The organism is Psychrobacillus sp. L4 (assembly GCF_042944905.1).
GTDB lineage: Bacteria > Bacillota > Bacilli > Bacillales_A > Planococcaceae > Psychrobacillus.
In genome coordinates, this window is sequence record NZ_CP168496.1 from 3,045,220 (window position 1) to 3,063,060 (window position 17,841).

Consider the following 17,841-nt stretch of genomic DNA (forward strand, 5'->3'; position numbering starts at 1 on the left):
ATTTTGCCTTTTTTCATATAGAATAGAAACACAGAATATGAAAGGGGAAAGTTATGCCTAATTTACATGAAGTGTTAAAGTACAATGATTATTTTGTAGAAAATAAACTATATGAACCTTATTTAACAACGAAGTTTCCAGACAAGCGAGTTGTTATTTTAACGTGCATGGATACTCGACTTGTTGAGTTGTTGCCGAAATCTATGAACTTTAAAAATGGGGATATTAAAATAGTAAAAAGTGCTGGTGCTATTATTAATCATCCTTTTGGCGGTATTATGCGTAGTCTAATCGTAGCCGTTTATGAACTCCAAGCAGATGAAATATACGTCATCGGGCACCATGATTGCGGTATGAGCTCTATTCATACAGATAAAATTATAGAGAAAATGACATCTCGCGGAATAGATCCACTCATTTTTGATATATTAGAACACTCCGGAGTAGATGTTGAAAAGTGGTTAGAAGGTTTTTCAGATGTAAAAGATAGTGTTTTACATAGCGTTGAAATGATACGAAATCATCCTTTAATGATTAAGGATATTCCTGTACACGGTCTAATCATTGATCCTACAACTGGTAGATTAGACTTAGTAGTAGACGGTAACCTCAACACTAAATAAATTATTTCCCGGGAAATCGACAAAAAAGTTGGCTATTCACCTAAATGAATAGCCAACTTTTTGTTTATATATGAAAATTATCGATATCCTTCGCTAATGGAAGCGTAAATATAGTGATCTTCCCACTTCCCATTTATAAATAGAAGACTACGAAGTAAGCCCTCCCGATGAAACTCATTGTTTTCTAATACTTTTATGGATCCAAGATTCCTTGGAGATACATAAGCCTCAATTCGATTTAACTGGACATGTTCATACCCAAATAGCTTTAGAATGTGGACGGCTTCTGAAGCAATACCTTTCCCTATAAATTGTTCATCTATCGAATAACCGATAAGTCCACTTGAAAAAGGCATTCTTTTTAAACTATACAGAGAAATACTACCAATCATTTGATCAGTACCATGTGCAAACACGCCGAAACTAAATTCTCTTTTTTCACTCATTAATAATAGCGACTCTCGAATCTTTTCCCTTTGCACAACGGTTGTATAATACTCCTCTCGATGTAATGGTTCAAAAATAGACCAATATCTTTTGTTTCTATAAACGAGATCTGCTAGACTGGGTGCGTCTTTTACATTTAATGTCCGTAAATAACATGTATCTCCTTCTAAATAGATCAAGCATCGTCACCCTTTTGCATTAATTAATTGTATAAACTCATTTACATCTTGAATGCAAAGGTTAATGCCCTTAATCCAAAATGCCTCTTTTGTGATATCTTCACCAAGATGCTTCATCGCTAAATCTTCTACTGACATTACTGCAGTATCTTGAAGTAAAGCAATGTATTTCTCTTCAAAATTTGCTCCCTCATTAATTGCTTTTGCGTAAATACTTAATGAAAATAAGTAACCAAAAGTATATGGGAAATTATAAAACGGTACCCCTGTAATATAAAAATGAAGTTTAGAAGCCCAAAAATGAGGATGTGTCGTTTCGAGTGCATCTCCATATGCTTCTTTTTGAGCAGTTTCCATTAATTCATTCAATTTTGTTGCAGAAACAATTCCCTTTTTACGTTCCTCATAAAATCTTGTTTCAAATAAGAAACGAGCATGAATGTTCATAAAGAACGCAACACTTCGTTGAATTTTATCTTCTAATAAAGCAATCTTTTCATCATCTGTTTTTGCTTCTTTTACAGCTGCATCCGCAACGATCATTTCCGCAAAAGTTGAGGCTGTTTCTGCAACCCCCATTGCGTATTGGCGATTCATCCAATGAACCGGTTTTAAAGCATATGAATGAAATGCATGTCCTAATTCATGTGCTAACGTAGAAACATTTGACATCGTTCCACTATATGTCATGAAAATACGAGATTCCTCCGAAACTGGCATTCCTGTACAAAAGCCACCTGGGCGCTTGTTTGGGCGATCTTCTGCTTCAATCCACCCTTTCTCAAATGCATTTCTCGTGAAGTCTTCTAATTTAGGTCCAAATTCTTTAAAATGTTTCAGGATAAACTCAGCGCCTTGTTGGTAATCCATTTTTTCTGTTGAAGCACTTACAGGTGCATCTAAATCATACCAATGCATTCCTTTTTCCCCTAGCATTGTCGACTTTACGTTTAAATATTCGACAAAAGGAGCTTTATTTTTAGATATTGCTCCCCACATTGCATCCAATGTTTCTTGTTTCATTCGATTAATATCCAGAGGCTCTTGTAACACAGATTCCCAACCTCTTTTTTCATATACAGCTAATCGGAAACCTGCCAGATGATTTAATGTTTTTGCAAAGAATTCTTCTTTTTCAGTCCAAGCAGTTTCTAATGCTTCGAAAGCTTCTTTTCGAGTTGTAGCATTTTCGTGCGAACTTAAATTATTCGCTTGACCGACGGAAAGTTCTTTTTCTTCCCCATCTACCTTTACTTTTACTCGAATATCTCCTACTAATAAGTCATAAAGTTGACCCCAAGCATGATAACCATCTACCCCAAGAGTAGTAATCATGTCTTCTTCTTTTTCAGAGAGCATTTTTTTCGCTTCATCTCTCCACTCATTAAGGACAAATGAATACTCTGATAGTTCTTCTGATTGCATTAATCCATTCCAAACTGTTTCCTCTGACTTACTTAATACTTGCTGGATAACAAGCAACAAAGATGAGAACTTCGCATATATACTTCCAATTTCCCCCTCTAGAAGTGCTGCATGTTTATCTGTTGTGTCTTGCGCTTGAAAACAACCAATTACCGCTCCAGCTTCCGATAAATTAGTTGCAATATCTTTTAATTCGTTAATAATATTTTCTAATTTCTGCGCATCTTCGCTTGAAGTTGGAGCAGCAAAGCTTTTTAATTTTTCTTCAAATATCTTCAGCTTTTCCTTCACTTCATCTAAATGTATCCGTAAATCTTTTGAGACACTTCCACCTTTAAAAAACGAATCTAGATCCCACGTAATTGGATATAACTTTTCTACCATTACTTTTCCCCCTAAAATTCATACTAGTTCGAATTATATTATACCATGTTTTGTTATTCGATTATTCCGCTTTTGCCATGAAACATTCACAAATCAGTTGTTCGTAATAATAATTGAAAGGTATACTAGAAGGATAGGAGGGATACGTATGTTTAAAATAATCCTTTTGATTATAAGCTTGATCTCTACCATTATCATAAATATACTTGCAAATACACTGCCATTAAATCATCATACAACTAGAGAAATAGCCAACAGGCTTCCAGCTTTATTTACTCCTGCAAGCTTCGTTTTCCTTATCTGGTTTGCCATTTATTTTTTATTAGCTTGTTGGATATGGAACATTATACAAGAATATAAAGGTGGAGAAACGGTATCTGCAAAACGAGTCGTATTATTCGTGTGTAGTTCTATCCTAAACATTCTTTGGACCTATTTTTGGCATTATGAATTATTTTTATTTTCGTTACTCGATCTGTTCGCGTTAATAGGAATCTTATTTTTACTATATAATACGTACTCGACTACGGAACTATCTTGGATGGTGAGACTACCTATCTCCATTTATCTAGGATGGATATTCGTTGATATATTTGTAAATATCGATTACTATCTTACTTTCATTGAATTTAGTGGTTTGGGAATAACAAAATCGCTTTGGTCAGTTATTTTTCTAACAGTAGTTACCGCAATTGCTCTACATATTCGATTCCATTATAATGATCCCGTTATCGTACTTGTCTTTATTTGGTCCTTTATCGGTATAGCTGTTCACCATTTGTTGGATGAATTATTAATCACCGCTGCTTCTATGTTCTTAAGTTGTGTCCTTATAGCAGGAATCTTTTTCATAAAAAAAATGCCTCGGAAAATTTAATTTCCAAGGCATTTTTTAATCTATTTTTGTCAATAAAAGCGGTCCTTCTTTCGTAACGACAATCGTATGCTCAATTTGAGCGACTAGCGATTTGTCTGGTGTTACAAAAGTCCAACCATCTCCTGATTCTACAATATGTTCTGCTTTTTGAGAGATAAAAGGCTCTACTGCAAGAACCATACCTTCTTTTAAAATCGTTGGATCCCAAGCATCATAATAATTCAGTACATGCTGAGGAGCTTCATGAAGCGATTTCCCTATTCCATGCCCAGTTAAGTTCATAATAACATGCAATCCATTCTCTTTTGCTTCTCTAGCTACAGCTTTCCCGATTTGATTTAAACGAGATCCAGCCTTCACTTTTAACATAGCACGATTAAATGCGCTTTCAGCTACGGCACATAGTTTTTCTTTTTCTTCGTAGCCATCTCCTACGACGAATGAAATACCAGTATCCGAAAAATATCCAGCATATGAGCCGGAGACATCAATGTTGACGATATCTCCTTCTTTAATAACACGTGATCCAGGTATACCATGCGCCACTTCTTCATTTACACTTATACACGTGTAACCGGGAAAATCATATTCCCCCATCGGTCCTGAAATAGCTCCATTTTGTTCAAAAAGTTTTCCACCGATTTCATCGATTTCTTTCGTAGTAATACCTGGTTTTGTTGCTGCTCGCATTGCATCGCGAATTTCCGCCACAATACGACCAATTTTTTTTAACGCTTCTAACTCTTCATTTGTTTGTACAATCATCTTAAAAGATCCCTTCTCATTTGAATGTACAGTTATCATATCATATTTACGCGTTATTCGGCAGTAGAAGGCGTGGTGCTTTTACGAACAAGATAGTACAAATGAATGCAGCGAATAAAAATACTGGAATCATATAAGTAGCATTATAGATTAATGAATACAGAATTACGTTTTGATCACCAGCGTATTCTCCGAAAAATATAATACCAGAAGTGACATGTGCTAAATAGCGAAGAAACGCAGCAAGAAAAGCTCCTAAAATGACTGCAATCGCCATTTTTTTTGTGTCTTTATTTTCAAGTGCTTTCATATATGCAGGTCTAAATATGCCAGCAAATCCAGCAACCATAAACGCAATAAAATAATCAATCGATACTTGGATAATCACAAATCCAAAAGATAATGGGACAGCATAAAAACGACCTGTTACTACTTGTAATAACCCAATTAAAAATCCTGTTAAAAGTCCGGCAGCAATTCCACGACGAAAAGCGATTAAAATAACTGGAACAAGCACAAAAGTAACGGACCCACCTTGCGGCATACCAAACCCAATCATATCTAATACATACCCTAAGGCTGCAAAAATAGCGATTTCTATTAATAACAATACACGTTGATTTCTCATTGTAATCCCCTTTTTTGACCACAAAAAAAACGACCCTGGGATAGACCCAGACATCGCGCGATTGTCAGTTTCCATCCACATCCCTACGCAAGCATTAACTTACAGGTTCGAAGGGTACTATCTCAGCCGCGTAAGCGACGCCCCTTGTGGTTATGAATTATTTAGTTCGAATTCATTGTAGCCCAATAAAATAAGTAATGCAACCCTATGTTGTTAATTGTTATACTAATAGAAATATTATATGAAAAGGAGACAACGAGTATGATTGAGTTATTAAAAGACTTGATTCGCATAAAAAGTGATGATGTAGAGGGTGCAAATCTTGCATTATTATATTGTAAAACTTGGCTAGAAGATCGAAATATTGCTACAACAATATTGGAGAACGATTCTAAACTAATGCTTGTTGCAGAAATAGGAATTGGCGATGAATGTATTATATGGAACGGTCATGTCGATGTTGTTCCTGGAAATGCCGAACAATTTAATCCTTTTGTAGATGGTGATAAATTATTTGGTCGAGGATCAGCCGATATGAAAGCAGGAGTTGCTGCTATGATGCAAGCTTTCTACGAACTTTCTTTACCACAGAAACTAACGAAAAGAATCCAACTTCATATTGTGACGGATGAAGAAACGGATGGAGATACTTCTAAATATTTAGTTGACATAGGATTTAACGGAGATTTCATCATTTGCGGAGAGCCAACTCATTTACATATCGGACTTCAAGCAAAAGGAATTATCCAGTTGGATGTAACATTGAAAGGTAAATCCAGTCATGGCAGTCGCCCTTGGGAAGGGGTAAATGCGATTGAACAAGCTTTTGCTTTCGACAAAGAAATGCGAAAACTGCCTTTTTTAACCGCAAGTAACAAGTTCTATGATTATCCCTCACTAAATTTGGCGAAAATACATGCAGGAGACAGATATAATGTTGTCCCTGACGAATGTCTCATGAGCTATGATATTCGATTTGTCCCAGGGCAAAACGACCAAGAAATTTTAGCAATGATTAAGAATGTTGCTCATAACCATTTTCCTGGAAGTGAAATAATTGTTCATGCTTGTGAACCAGCAGTGACTACAGAAGAAAATAATTCACACGTTCTTAAGCTTCAACAAGTTACAACAAAGATAACGAATTCTATTACCAACTTATTTGGCCAACATGGATCCGCCGATACTCGTTTCTATGCTAAAAACGGAGCAGGAGCTATTGAGTTTGGTCCTTCTGGAGCGGATTGGCATGGAGAAAAGGAATATGTATCTATTTCATCCGTAGAAAAATATAAAAATATTTTAGTCTCTTTTATTATTGAATGAAGTGAAATATCACGTCTGTTAATTAGCCAATTATCCACAATAACATACGTGAATTAACTAAAGTTCACCAATAAATTATATTGTAGAAAAAGTACGTCCTAGTGACCGCCGGGATTTTCGCTGCATGGCGGACGGTTTCCGCAGGGTGTGCGATGAGCCTTCACCGTCGCTACGCGCCGCCTGAGAAGTCTCATTTTGCTCACAGAGGAACAAAGGCTAAGAGCGCCACATCGTGTGGCAACCCCTTTGTGACCAACATCCTGTTGGCCTCCTGCTGGAGTCGCCGCCCTGCAGCGAAAATCCATCCTATTTGCTAACTATTCAGCATCACTACTATATTTCGATCAATATTATGAAGGGTTTTCTAAAATAAAATCCAATAAATGGCTGAACGAGACCAATCAAGTGATGTTCGCAACTAACTTACCTTAGACCGAGACAAAAACTATCGCTATCGAGACCAATTCGCTGCTCAACGAGACCATTTCTCCTAATAATAAAGCCTTAACTTAGAGTGAGATGCCACTTATAAAGTGTGCGCTATCATTATATTGCGCATATGCCTTGTAAGATTGCGTAAAACGTATTCTATGTTGTGGATAACGAGTAAAATATTGCACATTATTGATTGCAGCGGCAGGCGGCGACTCCGAAGGGATCAGGGAGACAGATGAGACAGCACAAACGGCGCGCATGCGACGGTGCTGGCTCATCGCTCCCCCCTCGGAAAGCGTCCGACTAGAGCGGAAATCTCTGCGGTCACTACGACGCACTTTTTCTAAAGTGTCTACAGTAAACCAAAACGTGTAAATTCAAATGGATTCTATGATTTTTTTCAAAATGTAAGAAAGTGGTTAATCAACAGACATGGTGAAATATAAGAAACTCGGGTAGAGTCAACTACTAAATTGCTCCCTGCGCAACACACAATTGTTGTTATTCCATTAATCGGAAAGGAGAAAACTCCTATGGAAAATAATAAACTGCTATCAGCATTATCCTATTTTAGTGTGTTATTTGCGCCATTAATACTGCCAATTATCGTATTCTTTATTACGCATGATACGAAAGTGAAACAGCACGCAAAACGTTCGCTTATTTCACATTTAATCCCTATTATTTTTATGATTATTTTATTTATCGTTATCTATTCCAGTGTGTTTTCTATGTCTTATAGTTCTTTTAATCAGCCTTCCTTCTTTATGACTTCAGGACCCCTATTGCTTGTATTCTTATATTTAATTATTTATATCATTACTCTTATTTGGAATATTATTCAAGGTGTCAAAGTATTGAGATAATGTTTATATTGCTGTAAAAATGGGAATCTAATAATACAGTATAGAATCTTAGGAGCGATAAAAATGAGGGTAAAAAACTTAGTTAAAACTGCTATAAAATGGGCGCCAATAGTCTATCCAATCGTACGCAAAATAATGAAATCCAGAAAAACTGTCAAATAAAAAATCTGTTCCCAGTAGATTGGGAACAGATTTTTCTATATATAGGGCTTTAACTTTGTCAAAGACAAATAATGATCGAAGCCTTGTATCCTTGAAACGGGTGTTTTAATAGATTCTTTTTGGCTATTGATAATTTGTTCAAAAGTCAGAGGATTTGGAGCTGGTAGTTCATTTTTATTTACCTGTAAACGTTCATTATACTGTTTAAAAAAAGCATTCGCCATAAAACGGTAGCCTTCCATCGTAGGATGTACATCCGAGGGATTCGGTAATAATTCTTTTTCATGGCCATTGAAGACCTCTTCCACAGCTACAAAAGTTGCTCCATTTGCTTTGGCTTCGGTCTTTAAAATAGTATTCATAGTATTTAACTCTTTCTTGATGCCTTCCTTTTGTGCATCATGTACATGCGGATAGGCAAAATAATAGCCCATTACAACTATTTTTGCTTTCGGTGTAATTGCTTGAACTTCCTGAATAATATCATCAATATTTTTGCGCACATTGTTTAGCGCATAATCTACTTGAACTTGCTTGTATGCAACTGTCCCCTTTGAAGGATTTACTTGAACAAGTCTAAGCAAATCATTTGCTCCTGCTGAAATCGTGACAACTGTTGCATTTTTTAGTAATTCTTTCGCTTCTTTCGTACGAACAGTTTTTAACACGTCTGCGGTCGTATAACCCGGAAATGCAAGTGCTTTCGAGAAATAGGCAAGCTGATGAGACCGCATCAACTCTTGTGCTATTAAATCTGTATATCCTGCATCAATGGCTCTATTTGGTGTTTGACCTGCGGCTATAGAATCCCCTAAAGCAATATAAACTTCTCCCCCTTTTGCTTCCGTCATAATGGAGCAAAATGGGAGGAAAAGTAATACAACTAAAGCTATCCATTTTTTCATTAGAATCTACTCCTTAAAAAGCCCAAGTACCTTTTCGGAAAATTTGTTCTACCTTTCCGTCTTCTAACTCTCCTAGTATATCCATATCTGCGCTACCAATCATAAAATCTTCATGCACGATGGAAGTATTAAGTCCAAGGTTTTCAAGCTCGTCTTTTGTTAAACCACGGGCACCCTCCACACAAGTAGGATAAGCTTCCCCAATAGCAAAATGATTCGAAGCATTTTCGTCAAAAAGAGTATTGAAAATTAAAACGTTAGATGCGGAAATTGGTGATTCATGAGGAACTAATGCGATTTCCCCTAAATATTTTGCACCTTCGTCTGTTTGTGTTAATTCTTGCAATAGCTCTTCTCCAGTATCCGCTTGAACTTTTGTAATGGCTCCATCTTTAAAAGTTAACGTGAAATTATCAATAATATTTCCTTGGTACACTAATGGCTTCGTATTTCGCACATAACCATTTACTCCCGTTTTAAGCGGTGCAGTGTATACTTCTTCTGTTGGCATGTTTGCAATAAAAGGAACGTTCTGTCCATTTTTACTAGCACCAGAAAGCCAAATATGTCCTTTTGGCAGTTCTATTTGAATATCTGTACCATGTGCTTTATAGTGTAATTTTTTAAATCGTTTTGCGTTCAACAAAGCTGCGCGGCTCTCTAAATGGTCTATATGTTCTTTCCATTTTTGAACTGCTGTTCCTTCACCTATTCGCACTACTTGGAAAATAAGATCCCATAGTGCTTGCATTTGATATTCCTCTTCTAAATGAGGAAATACTTTTGCAGCCCATTTTGGTGAAGGCATTGCGACGATGGACCAAGTAATGACGTCGTTCATCACTGCTTTTCGGTAGTTTTCCAATGCTTTTCCGCTTGCTTTATGGAAATTTGTAATTCGCTCAATGGAAACACCTTTAAGTAGATCTGGATTATCCGCATCTATCCATAATAATGCCCCTTTGTTTTCGATTAACTCATCCCTTTGCATGGCAGCCCATTTAGGAAACTCATGAAATGCTTGCTCAGGTGCTAGGTCGTAAAAAGCTCGTGCATTTACTTCGTCCGTGTAGTTTACGTCTACTCGTTTTGCACCAGCTTCATATGCTTTTTTCACGACTAGTCTAGTAAATTCAATCGTGTCTGTGGTTGTACTAATAAGAAGGGGTTGATTTTTTTGAATATTTAAACCAACCTTAACTATTAGTTCTGCATATTCTTCTAGCTTTTGTTGGAAATTCATTTATTTATCTCCCTTTCTTCTCAATCGTTTTCGATGATCCTTCAATGAATTCACCACGATACCAAATTTTCTGTACTGGTTTACTCGGGAGCTCTTTCGTCCATTTTTTATACGTTTTTTCATCTGCATATGTTAATAACGTCAGTACTTCTCCATCTTTTCCAGCACGTCCAGTACGTCCAGAACGATGTAAGTATTGCTCAATCGAATGCGGTACATCCACATGTATCACATGCGTTAAGCCCGAAATATCGAGTCCTCTTGCTGCTACATCTGTTGCAATTAGTATACTTACTTTTCCATTTTTAAAGTCATCTAATGCTTTTTTGCGTTCTTCTTTTTTCATTTCTGAATGCAAGGATACTATTGGCGCGTCGCGGTAAGTAAGTTTTGCATCCTTCATCAAAAGTTGGTCTATACTATTTACAAATGCAAGGCCCTTCATTCCTTCCAAATGGGAGATTTTTCTTAATAGCTCTGTTTTATCACGTGTTTCTGTTTTCACAAAGCTGTGAATGACCTCTCCTTTTGAAGGAACTTCTTCAGCAGACACTTGAATGCGTACTGGATCTTTCATCATTCTTTCTGCAACTAACTCTATTTCGTCGGTAATCGTAGCAGAAGCAACAACTAGTTGTCTTTCAAGTGTTGCATCTATTAAACCTTTTACGGTTGTGCGATGTTCTCGACTTAATAATTGGTCTCCTTCATCTAAGACAATTATTTTGACTTCATGCATTTTTAATTTTTTTACTTTCACCAGTTCTTGTAATCGTCCTGGTGTTCCTACTATAATTGTTGGTTTCTTTTTTAAGGTTTCAATTTGTCTTTGAATATTTGCCCCACCAATTAATTGAGCAACAGTAATACCTGTCCCTACTACCCATTCACGAAAGACTTCCACGATTTGCATACCTAATTCTTGTGAAGGTACCATGACTAATGCTTGAATTTGTTTCTTTGTAGGATCTACCATTTGTAATAAAGGAAGGACATACGCTAACGTTTTTCCCGTTCCTGTTGGAGATTCTGCTACTATATCTGAACCATTAAGCATATGTGGTATTAATTGGGTCTGAATAGGCATTTCAAATGCAAATTCTTTTTTTGCCCATTTTTCTTGTAATGTTTCATTTAAATCTTGTAAAAAAGTCAATTTATACTCCACCTCATCTGTGTTTGAATCAAGTGTACCACATTTTTCATATCGATATTACCTATGTCTTATGCAGTGTCACCATGAAAAAAAGTGCCTATATGTTTAGGCACTTTTAGCTTTCTTCTTCTACTATATATTCTTTTGTTAGTTCATAAAAATTTAGCTCATATAACTGTTTTCCGTCAATTTTAAATATGCCTTTGTTTACAAGGTCTTCAATCATATTATCCCGTTTTTCTTCGATTTTCGATTCTTTTGGTATCATCATCGTGTTACTCTCCTTACATTTTCGTTCGATTACTATTTACCCCGGCACTAGAAGCTATAAACTTCTCTCCTTTAATTTTTTAAAAACTTGTGTGAATGTAGGAAATTTCTTTTTGATCATTAAATAAACAATATACCCAATCAGGGCGCCAAGTGTATTCAGCCATAAATCATCTACATCACTGCTTCTATTTTGAGGAAGTTGTGTTATTTCAATGAAGAGTGAAATACATAATCCTACCATGACCGTATAAGGAAAACGCTCCATTCTTTTGAAAAGAAGGGGCAATAGAAAACCAATGGGAAAGAAAAGAATAATATTGCCAAGAAAGTTAATATAAAAAGGTTGCCAAAAACCTAAATACTTAATAGCATTATACGTTTCTCTAAAAACACGAAATAACTCAAAATTCACATTGGACAATGTAGGTTTCATCAGACCATGCCGCGGCACAATCGTTTGTGAAAATACACCAATAAGGACAGAAATAAGCAGAAAAATTCCCACCTCATGTAAACTTTCTTGTAGCTTAAACCCTCTTTTTCTCCACCTAATGAAACGCCAAACAAATATAAACGGAAGTGCAAGACAAATGAAAAAAAGCATATTATCTATGTATTGTACAATTACTCTCATTTTTTTCACTCCCATAATTGTATATAACGCCTTCCGTATATATAAAGTTTCGCATCATGCATCTTCCAGTAAGTCTTTTAAGAATTTTTCTCGATTGTCTAAAAAATACTTTGTGATTTGATAATGACCAGTCATTTCATATTCTATTTCTTCAATTTCCTCTTGATCAAAACTTAGGATAGAGGCATTCGGATAACCTAAAATTAATGGCGAATGAGTTGCTATGATGAATTGACAGTCCTCTTCTGTAACTAAATCATGCATAATTCGCAAAAAAGCTAGTTGACGTTGTGGAGAAAGCGCTGCTTCTGGCTCGTCCAATAAATAAATAGCTTTTCCATTAAAGCGGTTTAAAAACAAAGATAAAAATGCTTCGCCATGGGATTGTTTATGAAGGGATTTGCCTCCGTAGCTATCTAAAACTCCTTTTCGAATTCTTTCCAATTCATCGATATGCGTTGCAAATTGATAAAATGATTCAGCACGAAGAAAAAAGCCATTTGTTATTTTAGGCATCCACGATAATCGAAGATATTTCCCCAACGCACTTTCCGCAGCATCCACTTCATATAGATTGTTTCTACTTCCACCCGCCGTATTAAACTCGCAGTTATATGCAATCCCTTCCAATAAAGTAGATTTTCCCGTACCATTCTCTCCAACTAAAAAGGTTACACTATTTATTAAATTAAGTTCCGTTAAATTATTTATAGTAGGTATTGTAAATGGATAACTATTTTCATCATATGGTTCATCGCGTAATACAGTAATTTTCTTTAAAAACATAAACATCCTCCTTTTTAAAAAAAAGAACTATTCATTCTATTGTAACGAAATTACTGTATATGCATATGGAAAAAATGATAAATAAATTTATTTTACTCTGAACAATGTATATAGTCTCATTTTAACTTGCTTGCGCTTTAGTGACAGTTTCGCTTTACTAAGGTAAAGTATTAAGTAAGTTAAGGAAGGGAGTATATTGAAAATGAAAGCTATTTTCTTTGATTTAGATGATACATTATTATGGGATAAGAAAAGTGTAGAGACCGCTTTTCAAAAAACTTGTGCTTATGCAGCAACAAAAGTGGATATCGATCCAAAGGAATTGGAGATATCGGTTCGCGATGAAGCAAGTAAATTATATGATACATATGAAACCAGATCATTTACACAAATGATCGGTATCAATCCATTCGAAGGCTTATGGGGAATTTTCGATGATCCTACTGAAGATTTTCAAAAGATGAAAGCAATTGCACCTATTTATCAAAGAGAAGCATGGACAAGCGGATTAAATAGATTAGGTATTGATGATGCGGGCTTTGGAAGAAAACTGGCAGAGTATTTTCCACAAATGCGAAAGGAAAGTCCTTTTGTATATGAAGAAACATTCGAAGTGTTAGATTTGTTAAAAGGTAAATACATACTTTTCTTAATAACAAATGGCTCACCAAGCCTCCAAAATACGAAACTAGAAATTACTCCAAAAATAGCTCCTTACTTCGATCAAATCATCATTTCAGGAGCATTCGGAAAAGGCAAGCCGGATCCGTCTATTTTTGAACATGCATTAGAGTTAGCTGGAGTTAATAAAGATGAAGCGTTAATGGTAGGAGATAATTTAATGACCGATATTCTCGGTGCATCCAAAGTCGGTATGAAATCAGTGTGGATCAACCGCGAAAATAAACCAACTAGCGAAGAAGCGAAGCCTACTTATACGATAGCGAACTTGCACGAGCTTATTAACATCCTAAAATAGTGAGAAATCGAGCACCCAGTCGAGTATTTGACTAGGTGCTCACACTTTTGTTTTGATTAACAATCATATATAATACCCTTTATAAATCTATCGGTGTTGCATCCGTTATATCTGCCAATCCTTTTAACTGTTCGATACCTGATTTTTCGACATGCTTATCGATAGAAAGCATCATAATAGCATCTCCACCTACTTCAGATCGTCCCACTTGCATCGCTGCGATATTTATACCTTCTGTTGCTAAAAGTGTACCTACACGTCCTATTGCGCCTGGTTGGTCTTTGTGACGGATGAATAATAGATGACCATCTGGTACCACATCCACAATGAAATCATCTACTCGTAAAATGCGAGCGCCAAGCCCATTTAATAACGTACCAGCTACTTTTCTCGTTTCTGTCGCCGTTTTTACTTCGACTGTAATTAGACTTGTAAATCCTTTTGATTTTGTCGTTTTCAATTCGTTCACTACGATGCCAATTCGATCTGCAAGGAACTTAGCATTTACGTCATTTACTGACTCACCAAGCTTACTTTTCAAAATACCTTTCACCGCGTTTCGTGATAGTGGACGTACATCAATATTTGAAAGTTCTCCAGAGTAAGTGATGTTCACTTCTTCTGGTACTCCACTCGCTAAATCACTCAAAAATGCTCCCAGTTTTTCAACTAAATTAAAGTATGGTTCAATTTTTGCTAGGACGTCTTTGGATACCGATGGAAGATTGACTGGATTTTTAACAACTCCGCCATTCAAGAAACTAACAACATCATATGACACATCGATTGCAACAATTTCTTGTGCTTCTACAGTACTCGCCCCCAAGTGAGGTGTTGCAATTACTTGTGGTAACGTTAGTAATCGGTGATCTACAAATGGCTCTTCTTCAAATACATCTAACGCTGCTCCGGCAACTTTTCCAGAAACAATTGCATCGTATAATGCATCTTCATCGATAATCCCACCACGTGCACAGTTTACAATCTGTACACCATCTATCATTTTCTCAAACGCTTCTTTATTAATTAAATGACGTGTTTCTTTCAAAAGTGGGGTATGCACTGTTATAAAATCCGCTGCTTTGATGACATCATCCACTGTACCGAATTGAACGCCTAACTTTTCGGCTTTTTCTGCTGTTAAAAACGGATCGTAAGCAATGACATTCATACGCTGCCCTTTTGCACGAGCGGCAACTTCTTGGCCAATTCGCCCGAAACCTACAACACCTAAGGTTTTATTTTTTACTTCTACTCCTATAAATGCTTTGCGATCCCATTTTTTATTTTTCAATGAATGAAATGCTTGTGGGATATTACGAGAAAGTGACATCAACATGGCAATTGTATGTTCCGCAGCAGAGTTCGTGTTTCCGTCCGGTGCATTAACGACAATAATACCGCGCTCAGTAGCAGCTGGCAGATCGATATTGTCTACTCCCACTCCCGCACGACCAATAATTTTCAAGTTTGTTCCTTTTTCAATAATTTCACGGGTTACTTGTGTTTGACTACGAACAAGCAACGCATCGAAGTCAACAATTTTTTCTGCAAGTTGTGCTGGTGTGAGACTAGTATCTACTACAATGTTAAATCCTTCTGCTTGTCTTAACGGGAAAATACCATCTTCACTTAGTGGGTCACTGATTAAAATATTGTATGTCATTGCTTATTTCCTCCTTTTAATTGTAAAAACAAAAAAGCCCTTCGCTCCCCTACAAAATGTAAGGGGCGAAGAGCTTGTAATAAACTCACGCGGTACCACCCAAATTCACTGCAAATATGCAGTCTCTTAGTTACATGCTTAACGCGCACGAGACGAATGAACTTACTAGAAGGTTCGGTTCACCAATTCAAGAGTGCTACCATACACTAGAAACCACTGATTTTCACCATCCATCAGCTCTCTTCAGATTTCAAAAATATAAAGCTTGTCTCCATCAAAATTGTTTAAGTCGTATTGAATTAAACTCATCATACGCACACTCTTTTTAATTGTCAATATAGTTAAAAAACTTGAAAACGCTATCATTTTTAGTGTAGGTAAAAAAAGCTTGATATTACGCTATTTGAATCAATAAAAAAATAAATCTGAAACCTTTCAATCGTATTTAACAATCTATTCTCAATAAAAATTTTAAAAATTTACATATTACGCCTATTTTACGAACTTTAAATTATTTTTTCGGGAAATTGTTCATATTACTTAGTGATAATAATGATTTTTTTAATCAAATGTATTGACGTTATGCAAGATAATTTGTACACTGTGTAAAATCATTTGTTTTTTACGGGAGTACAAACCAAAATTTTGAATAAGGATATGATGAAATGAAAGTAAGTAAATTTGGAGGAACCTCTGTCGCCAGTGCAGAACAAATAAAAAAAGTAGCTGCAATTGTTCAATCAGATCGAACTAGGAAATTTGTCGTTGTGTCTGCACCTGGTAAACGTTTTGATTCGGACAAAAAAGTAACGGATTTATTGATAGAGTTAGCATCAGCGGCATTAAACCATGAAGAAGTGGAAACAAAGCTTCAATTCGTGTTAGACCGATACAAAGAAATTGCAGTAGGGCTTGATTTAGAACAAACAATATGCGAAGTGATTGAAGAAGATTTACGTTTACGTATTTCATCAGATTCGTCAGACGTCGAATATTTTGTTGATAATATTAAAGCAAGTGGCGAAGATAATAACGCTAAACTTATTTCTACATATTTTACTAGCATTGGACTTCGCGCTCAGTATGTTAGTCCCAAAACCGCGGGACTCGTTGTAAATGACTTTCCCGAACGAGCAATTGCTTTACCAGAAGCTTATGAGAATTTAAGTGAGCTAAAAAATAGCAATGAAATTGTTGTGTTTCCAGGTTTTTTTGGATTTACAAAAGACGGACTGCTTCGTACCTTTGATCGTGGGGGGTCAGATATTACTGGATCCATTTTAGCTGCTTCAGTTCATGCAGACTTATATGAAAATTTTACGGATGTAGACTCGGTATTTTGTGCCAATCCTAGAGTAGTGAATGATCCTGTAGAAATAGAAGAAATAACTTATCGAGAGATGCGAGAACTTTCCTATGCTGGCTTTTCTGTTTTCCACGATGAAGCTTTAATGCCTGTCTATAAACTTGGCATACCTGTATGCATTAAAAACACAAATAATCCTTCTGCTCCTGGCACAAAAATTGTAGCAGAAAGAAAAGGGAAACATCGCCCAATTACAGGAATATCAGCAGATAGTGGATTCTCTATTTTATATGTGAGCAAATATTTGATGAATCGTGAAATTGGATTCGGAAGAAAGTTACTGCAAATTTTAGAAGAAGAACATATCTCCTACGAGCATACCCCTTCTGGATTGGATGATATTTCCGTAATAATAAGAAGTCATCAACTTACAGCTGACAAAGAAATTAGAATTATGAAGCGAGTGAAGGAAGAACTTCATGCAGAAGAAGTACATTTTCGTCATGAGTTTTCGATGATCGTAGTGGTAGGTGAGGGAATGAATAACAATACTGGCCTAGCTGCTCGTGCAGCAACAGCAATTTCAAGAACTGGCTCCAATATCGAAATGATCAACCAAGGATCTTCCGAAGTAAGCTTAGCTTTTGGTGTTCATAGAAGTAATGAAAATAAAATATTACAAGAACTTTACAACGAATTTTTCGCACCTGTTTCAGTTGGATAATAATATTAGTGCAAGTGCCCTTTAAGATCATCTTGTCTTTACACTATGTAAT

General features: G+C 36.1%; 18 protein-coding genes, 1 riboswitch and 1 other annotated feature. Of the genes, 7 read left to right on the plus strand and 11 right to left on the minus strand.

Annotated features, from left to right (window positions below; genetic code table 11):
- Positions 1-53: 53 nt before the first annotated feature.
- Positions 54-623, plus strand: a complete 570-nt coding sequence (locus ACEPXG_RS14830; RefSeq protein WP_391203955.1) for a beta-class carbonic anhydrase — start codon at positions 54-56, stop codon at positions 621-623.
- Between the two features lie 77 nt (positions 624-700).
- Here ACEPXG_RS14830 and ACEPXG_RS14835 read toward each other — a convergent pair whose 3' ends face one another.
- Together ACEPXG_RS14835 and ACEPXG_RS14840 are read right to left on the minus strand one after the other, a co-directional pair.
- Entirely contained in the window at positions 701-1,249 is a 549-nt protein-coding gene (locus tag ACEPXG_RS14835) for a GNAT family N-acetyltransferase (RefSeq protein WP_391203958.1), read from the minus strand.
- 6 nt (positions 1,250-1,255) lie between these two features.
- The gene (locus ACEPXG_RS14840; RefSeq protein ID WP_391203961.1) at positions 1,256-3,058 is read right to left on the minus strand and encodes a M3 family oligoendopeptidase; all 1,803 of its coding nucleotides are present in this window, start codon (positions 3,056-3,058) and stop codon (positions 1,256-1,258) included.
- Positions 3,059-3,206: 148 nt separating this feature from the next.
- Here ACEPXG_RS14840 and ACEPXG_RS14845 point away from each other — a divergent pair, with 148 nt between their 5' ends.
- Positions 3,207-3,935, plus strand: a complete 729-nt coding sequence (locus tag ACEPXG_RS14845) for a tryptophan-rich sensory protein (RefSeq protein WP_391203964.1) — start codon at positions 3,207-3,209, stop codon at positions 3,933-3,935.
- 15 nt (positions 3,936-3,950) lie between these two features.
- Here the strand turns inward: ACEPXG_RS14845 and map are convergent, their stop codons facing one another.
- Both map and thiT read right to left on the minus strand, forming a co-directional pair.
- Positions 3,951-4,700, minus strand: coding sequence for a type I methionyl aminopeptidase (gene map, locus ACEPXG_RS14850; protein WP_391203967.1), 750 nt, complete (start codon positions 4,698-4,700; stop codon positions 3,951-3,953).
- A gap of 46 nt (positions 4,701-4,746) precedes the next feature.
- A complete protein-coding gene (thiT, locus tag ACEPXG_RS14855; protein ID WP_391203970.1) occupies positions 4,747-5,328 on the minus strand; it encodes an energy-coupled thiamine transporter ThiT in 582 nt (193 codons plus the stop codon).
- A gap of 63 nt (positions 5,329-5,391) precedes the next feature.
- Positions 5,392-5,483: riboswitch (TPP riboswitch) on the minus strand.
- Positions 5,484-5,589: 106 nt separating this feature from the next.
- Between thiT and ACEPXG_RS14860 the strand changes: the two genes are divergently transcribed.
- The 3 genes from ACEPXG_RS14860 (at position 5,590) to ACEPXG_RS14870 (ending at position 8,117) form a co-directional block, all read left to right on the plus strand.
- Positions 5,590-6,654, plus strand: a complete 1,065-nt coding sequence (locus ACEPXG_RS14860) for a M20 family metallopeptidase (RefSeq protein ID WP_391203973.1) — start codon at positions 5,590-5,592, stop codon at positions 6,652-6,654.
- A 968-nt stretch (positions 6,655-7,622) separates the two neighbouring features.
- Positions 7,623-7,955, plus strand: coding sequence for a DUF4870 domain-containing protein (locus tag ACEPXG_RS14865; protein ID WP_151701105.1), 333 nt, complete (start codon positions 7,623-7,625; stop codon positions 7,953-7,955).
- Positions 7,956-8,018: 63 nt separating this feature from the next.
- Complete coding sequence (locus tag ACEPXG_RS14870) at positions 8,019-8,117, plus strand: hypothetical protein (protein ID WP_225986065.1); 99 nt, start codon at positions 8,019-8,021, stop codon at positions 8,115-8,117.
- Positions 8,118-8,152: 35 nt separating this feature from the next.
- On the opposite strand, the gene ACEPXG_RS14875 is transcribed toward ACEPXG_RS14870, so the two are convergent.
- The 6 genes from ACEPXG_RS14875 to ACEPXG_RS14900 form a co-directional block, all read right to left on the minus strand.
- Positions 8,153-9,022 (minus strand): SGNH/GDSL hydrolase family protein, encoded by an 870-nt coding sequence (locus tag ACEPXG_RS14875; protein WP_391203978.1) that lies wholly within the window; start codon positions 9,020-9,022, stop codon positions 8,153-8,155.
- A 13-nt stretch (positions 9,023-9,035) separates the two neighbouring features.
- Entirely contained in the window at positions 9,036-10,265 is a 1,230-nt protein-coding gene (locus ACEPXG_RS14880; RefSeq protein WP_391203981.1) for an aminopeptidase, read from the minus strand.
- Between the two features lie 4 nt (positions 10,266-10,269).
- Positions 10,270-11,421: a DEAD/DEAH box helicase gene (locus tag ACEPXG_RS14885; RefSeq protein WP_391203984.1), complete on the minus strand. Its 1,152-nt coding sequence runs from the start codon at positions 11,419-11,421 to the stop codon at positions 10,270-10,272.
- A gap of 115 nt (positions 11,422-11,536) precedes the next feature.
- The gene (locus ACEPXG_RS14890; RefSeq protein WP_391203986.1) at positions 11,537-11,692 is read right to left on the minus strand and encodes a Fur-regulated basic protein FbpA; all 156 of its coding nucleotides are present in this window, start codon (positions 11,690-11,692) and stop codon (positions 11,537-11,539) included.
- A gap of 54 nt (positions 11,693-11,746) precedes the next feature.
- Positions 11,747-12,328, minus strand: coding sequence for a VanZ family protein (locus ACEPXG_RS14895; protein WP_391203989.1), 582 nt, complete (start codon positions 12,326-12,328; stop codon positions 11,747-11,749).
- 54 nt (positions 12,329-12,382) lie between these two features.
- A complete protein-coding gene (locus tag ACEPXG_RS14900; protein ID WP_391203992.1) occupies positions 12,383-13,114 on the minus strand; it encodes an AAA family ATPase in 732 nt (243 codons plus the stop codon).
- A 202-nt stretch (positions 13,115-13,316) separates the two neighbouring features.
- Between ACEPXG_RS14900 and ACEPXG_RS14905 the strand changes: the two genes are divergently transcribed.
- On the plus strand, positions 13,317-14,093 hold the full coding sequence (locus ACEPXG_RS14905) for an HAD family hydrolase (protein ID WP_391209938.1): 777 nt from the start codon (positions 13,317-13,319) through the stop codon (positions 14,091-14,093).
- 79 nt (positions 14,094-14,172) lie between these two features.
- Here the strand turns inward: ACEPXG_RS14905 and serA are convergent, their stop codons facing one another.
- Positions 14,173-15,759: a phosphoglycerate dehydrogenase gene (serA, locus tag ACEPXG_RS14910; RefSeq protein ID WP_391203995.1), complete on the minus strand. Its 1,587-nt coding sequence runs from the start codon at positions 15,757-15,759 to the stop codon at positions 14,173-14,175.
- Positions 15,760-15,817: 58 nt separating this feature from the next.
- Positions 15,818-16,046, minus strand: a binding site (T-box leader).
- 378 nt (positions 16,047-16,424) lie between these two features.
- Here serA and ACEPXG_RS14915 point away from each other — a divergent pair.
- A complete protein-coding gene (locus tag ACEPXG_RS14915) occupies positions 16,425-17,789 on the plus strand; it encodes an aspartate kinase (RefSeq protein WP_391203998.1) in 1,365 nt (454 codons plus the stop codon).
- The last annotated feature ends 52 nt before the right edge of the window (positions 17,790-17,841 follow it).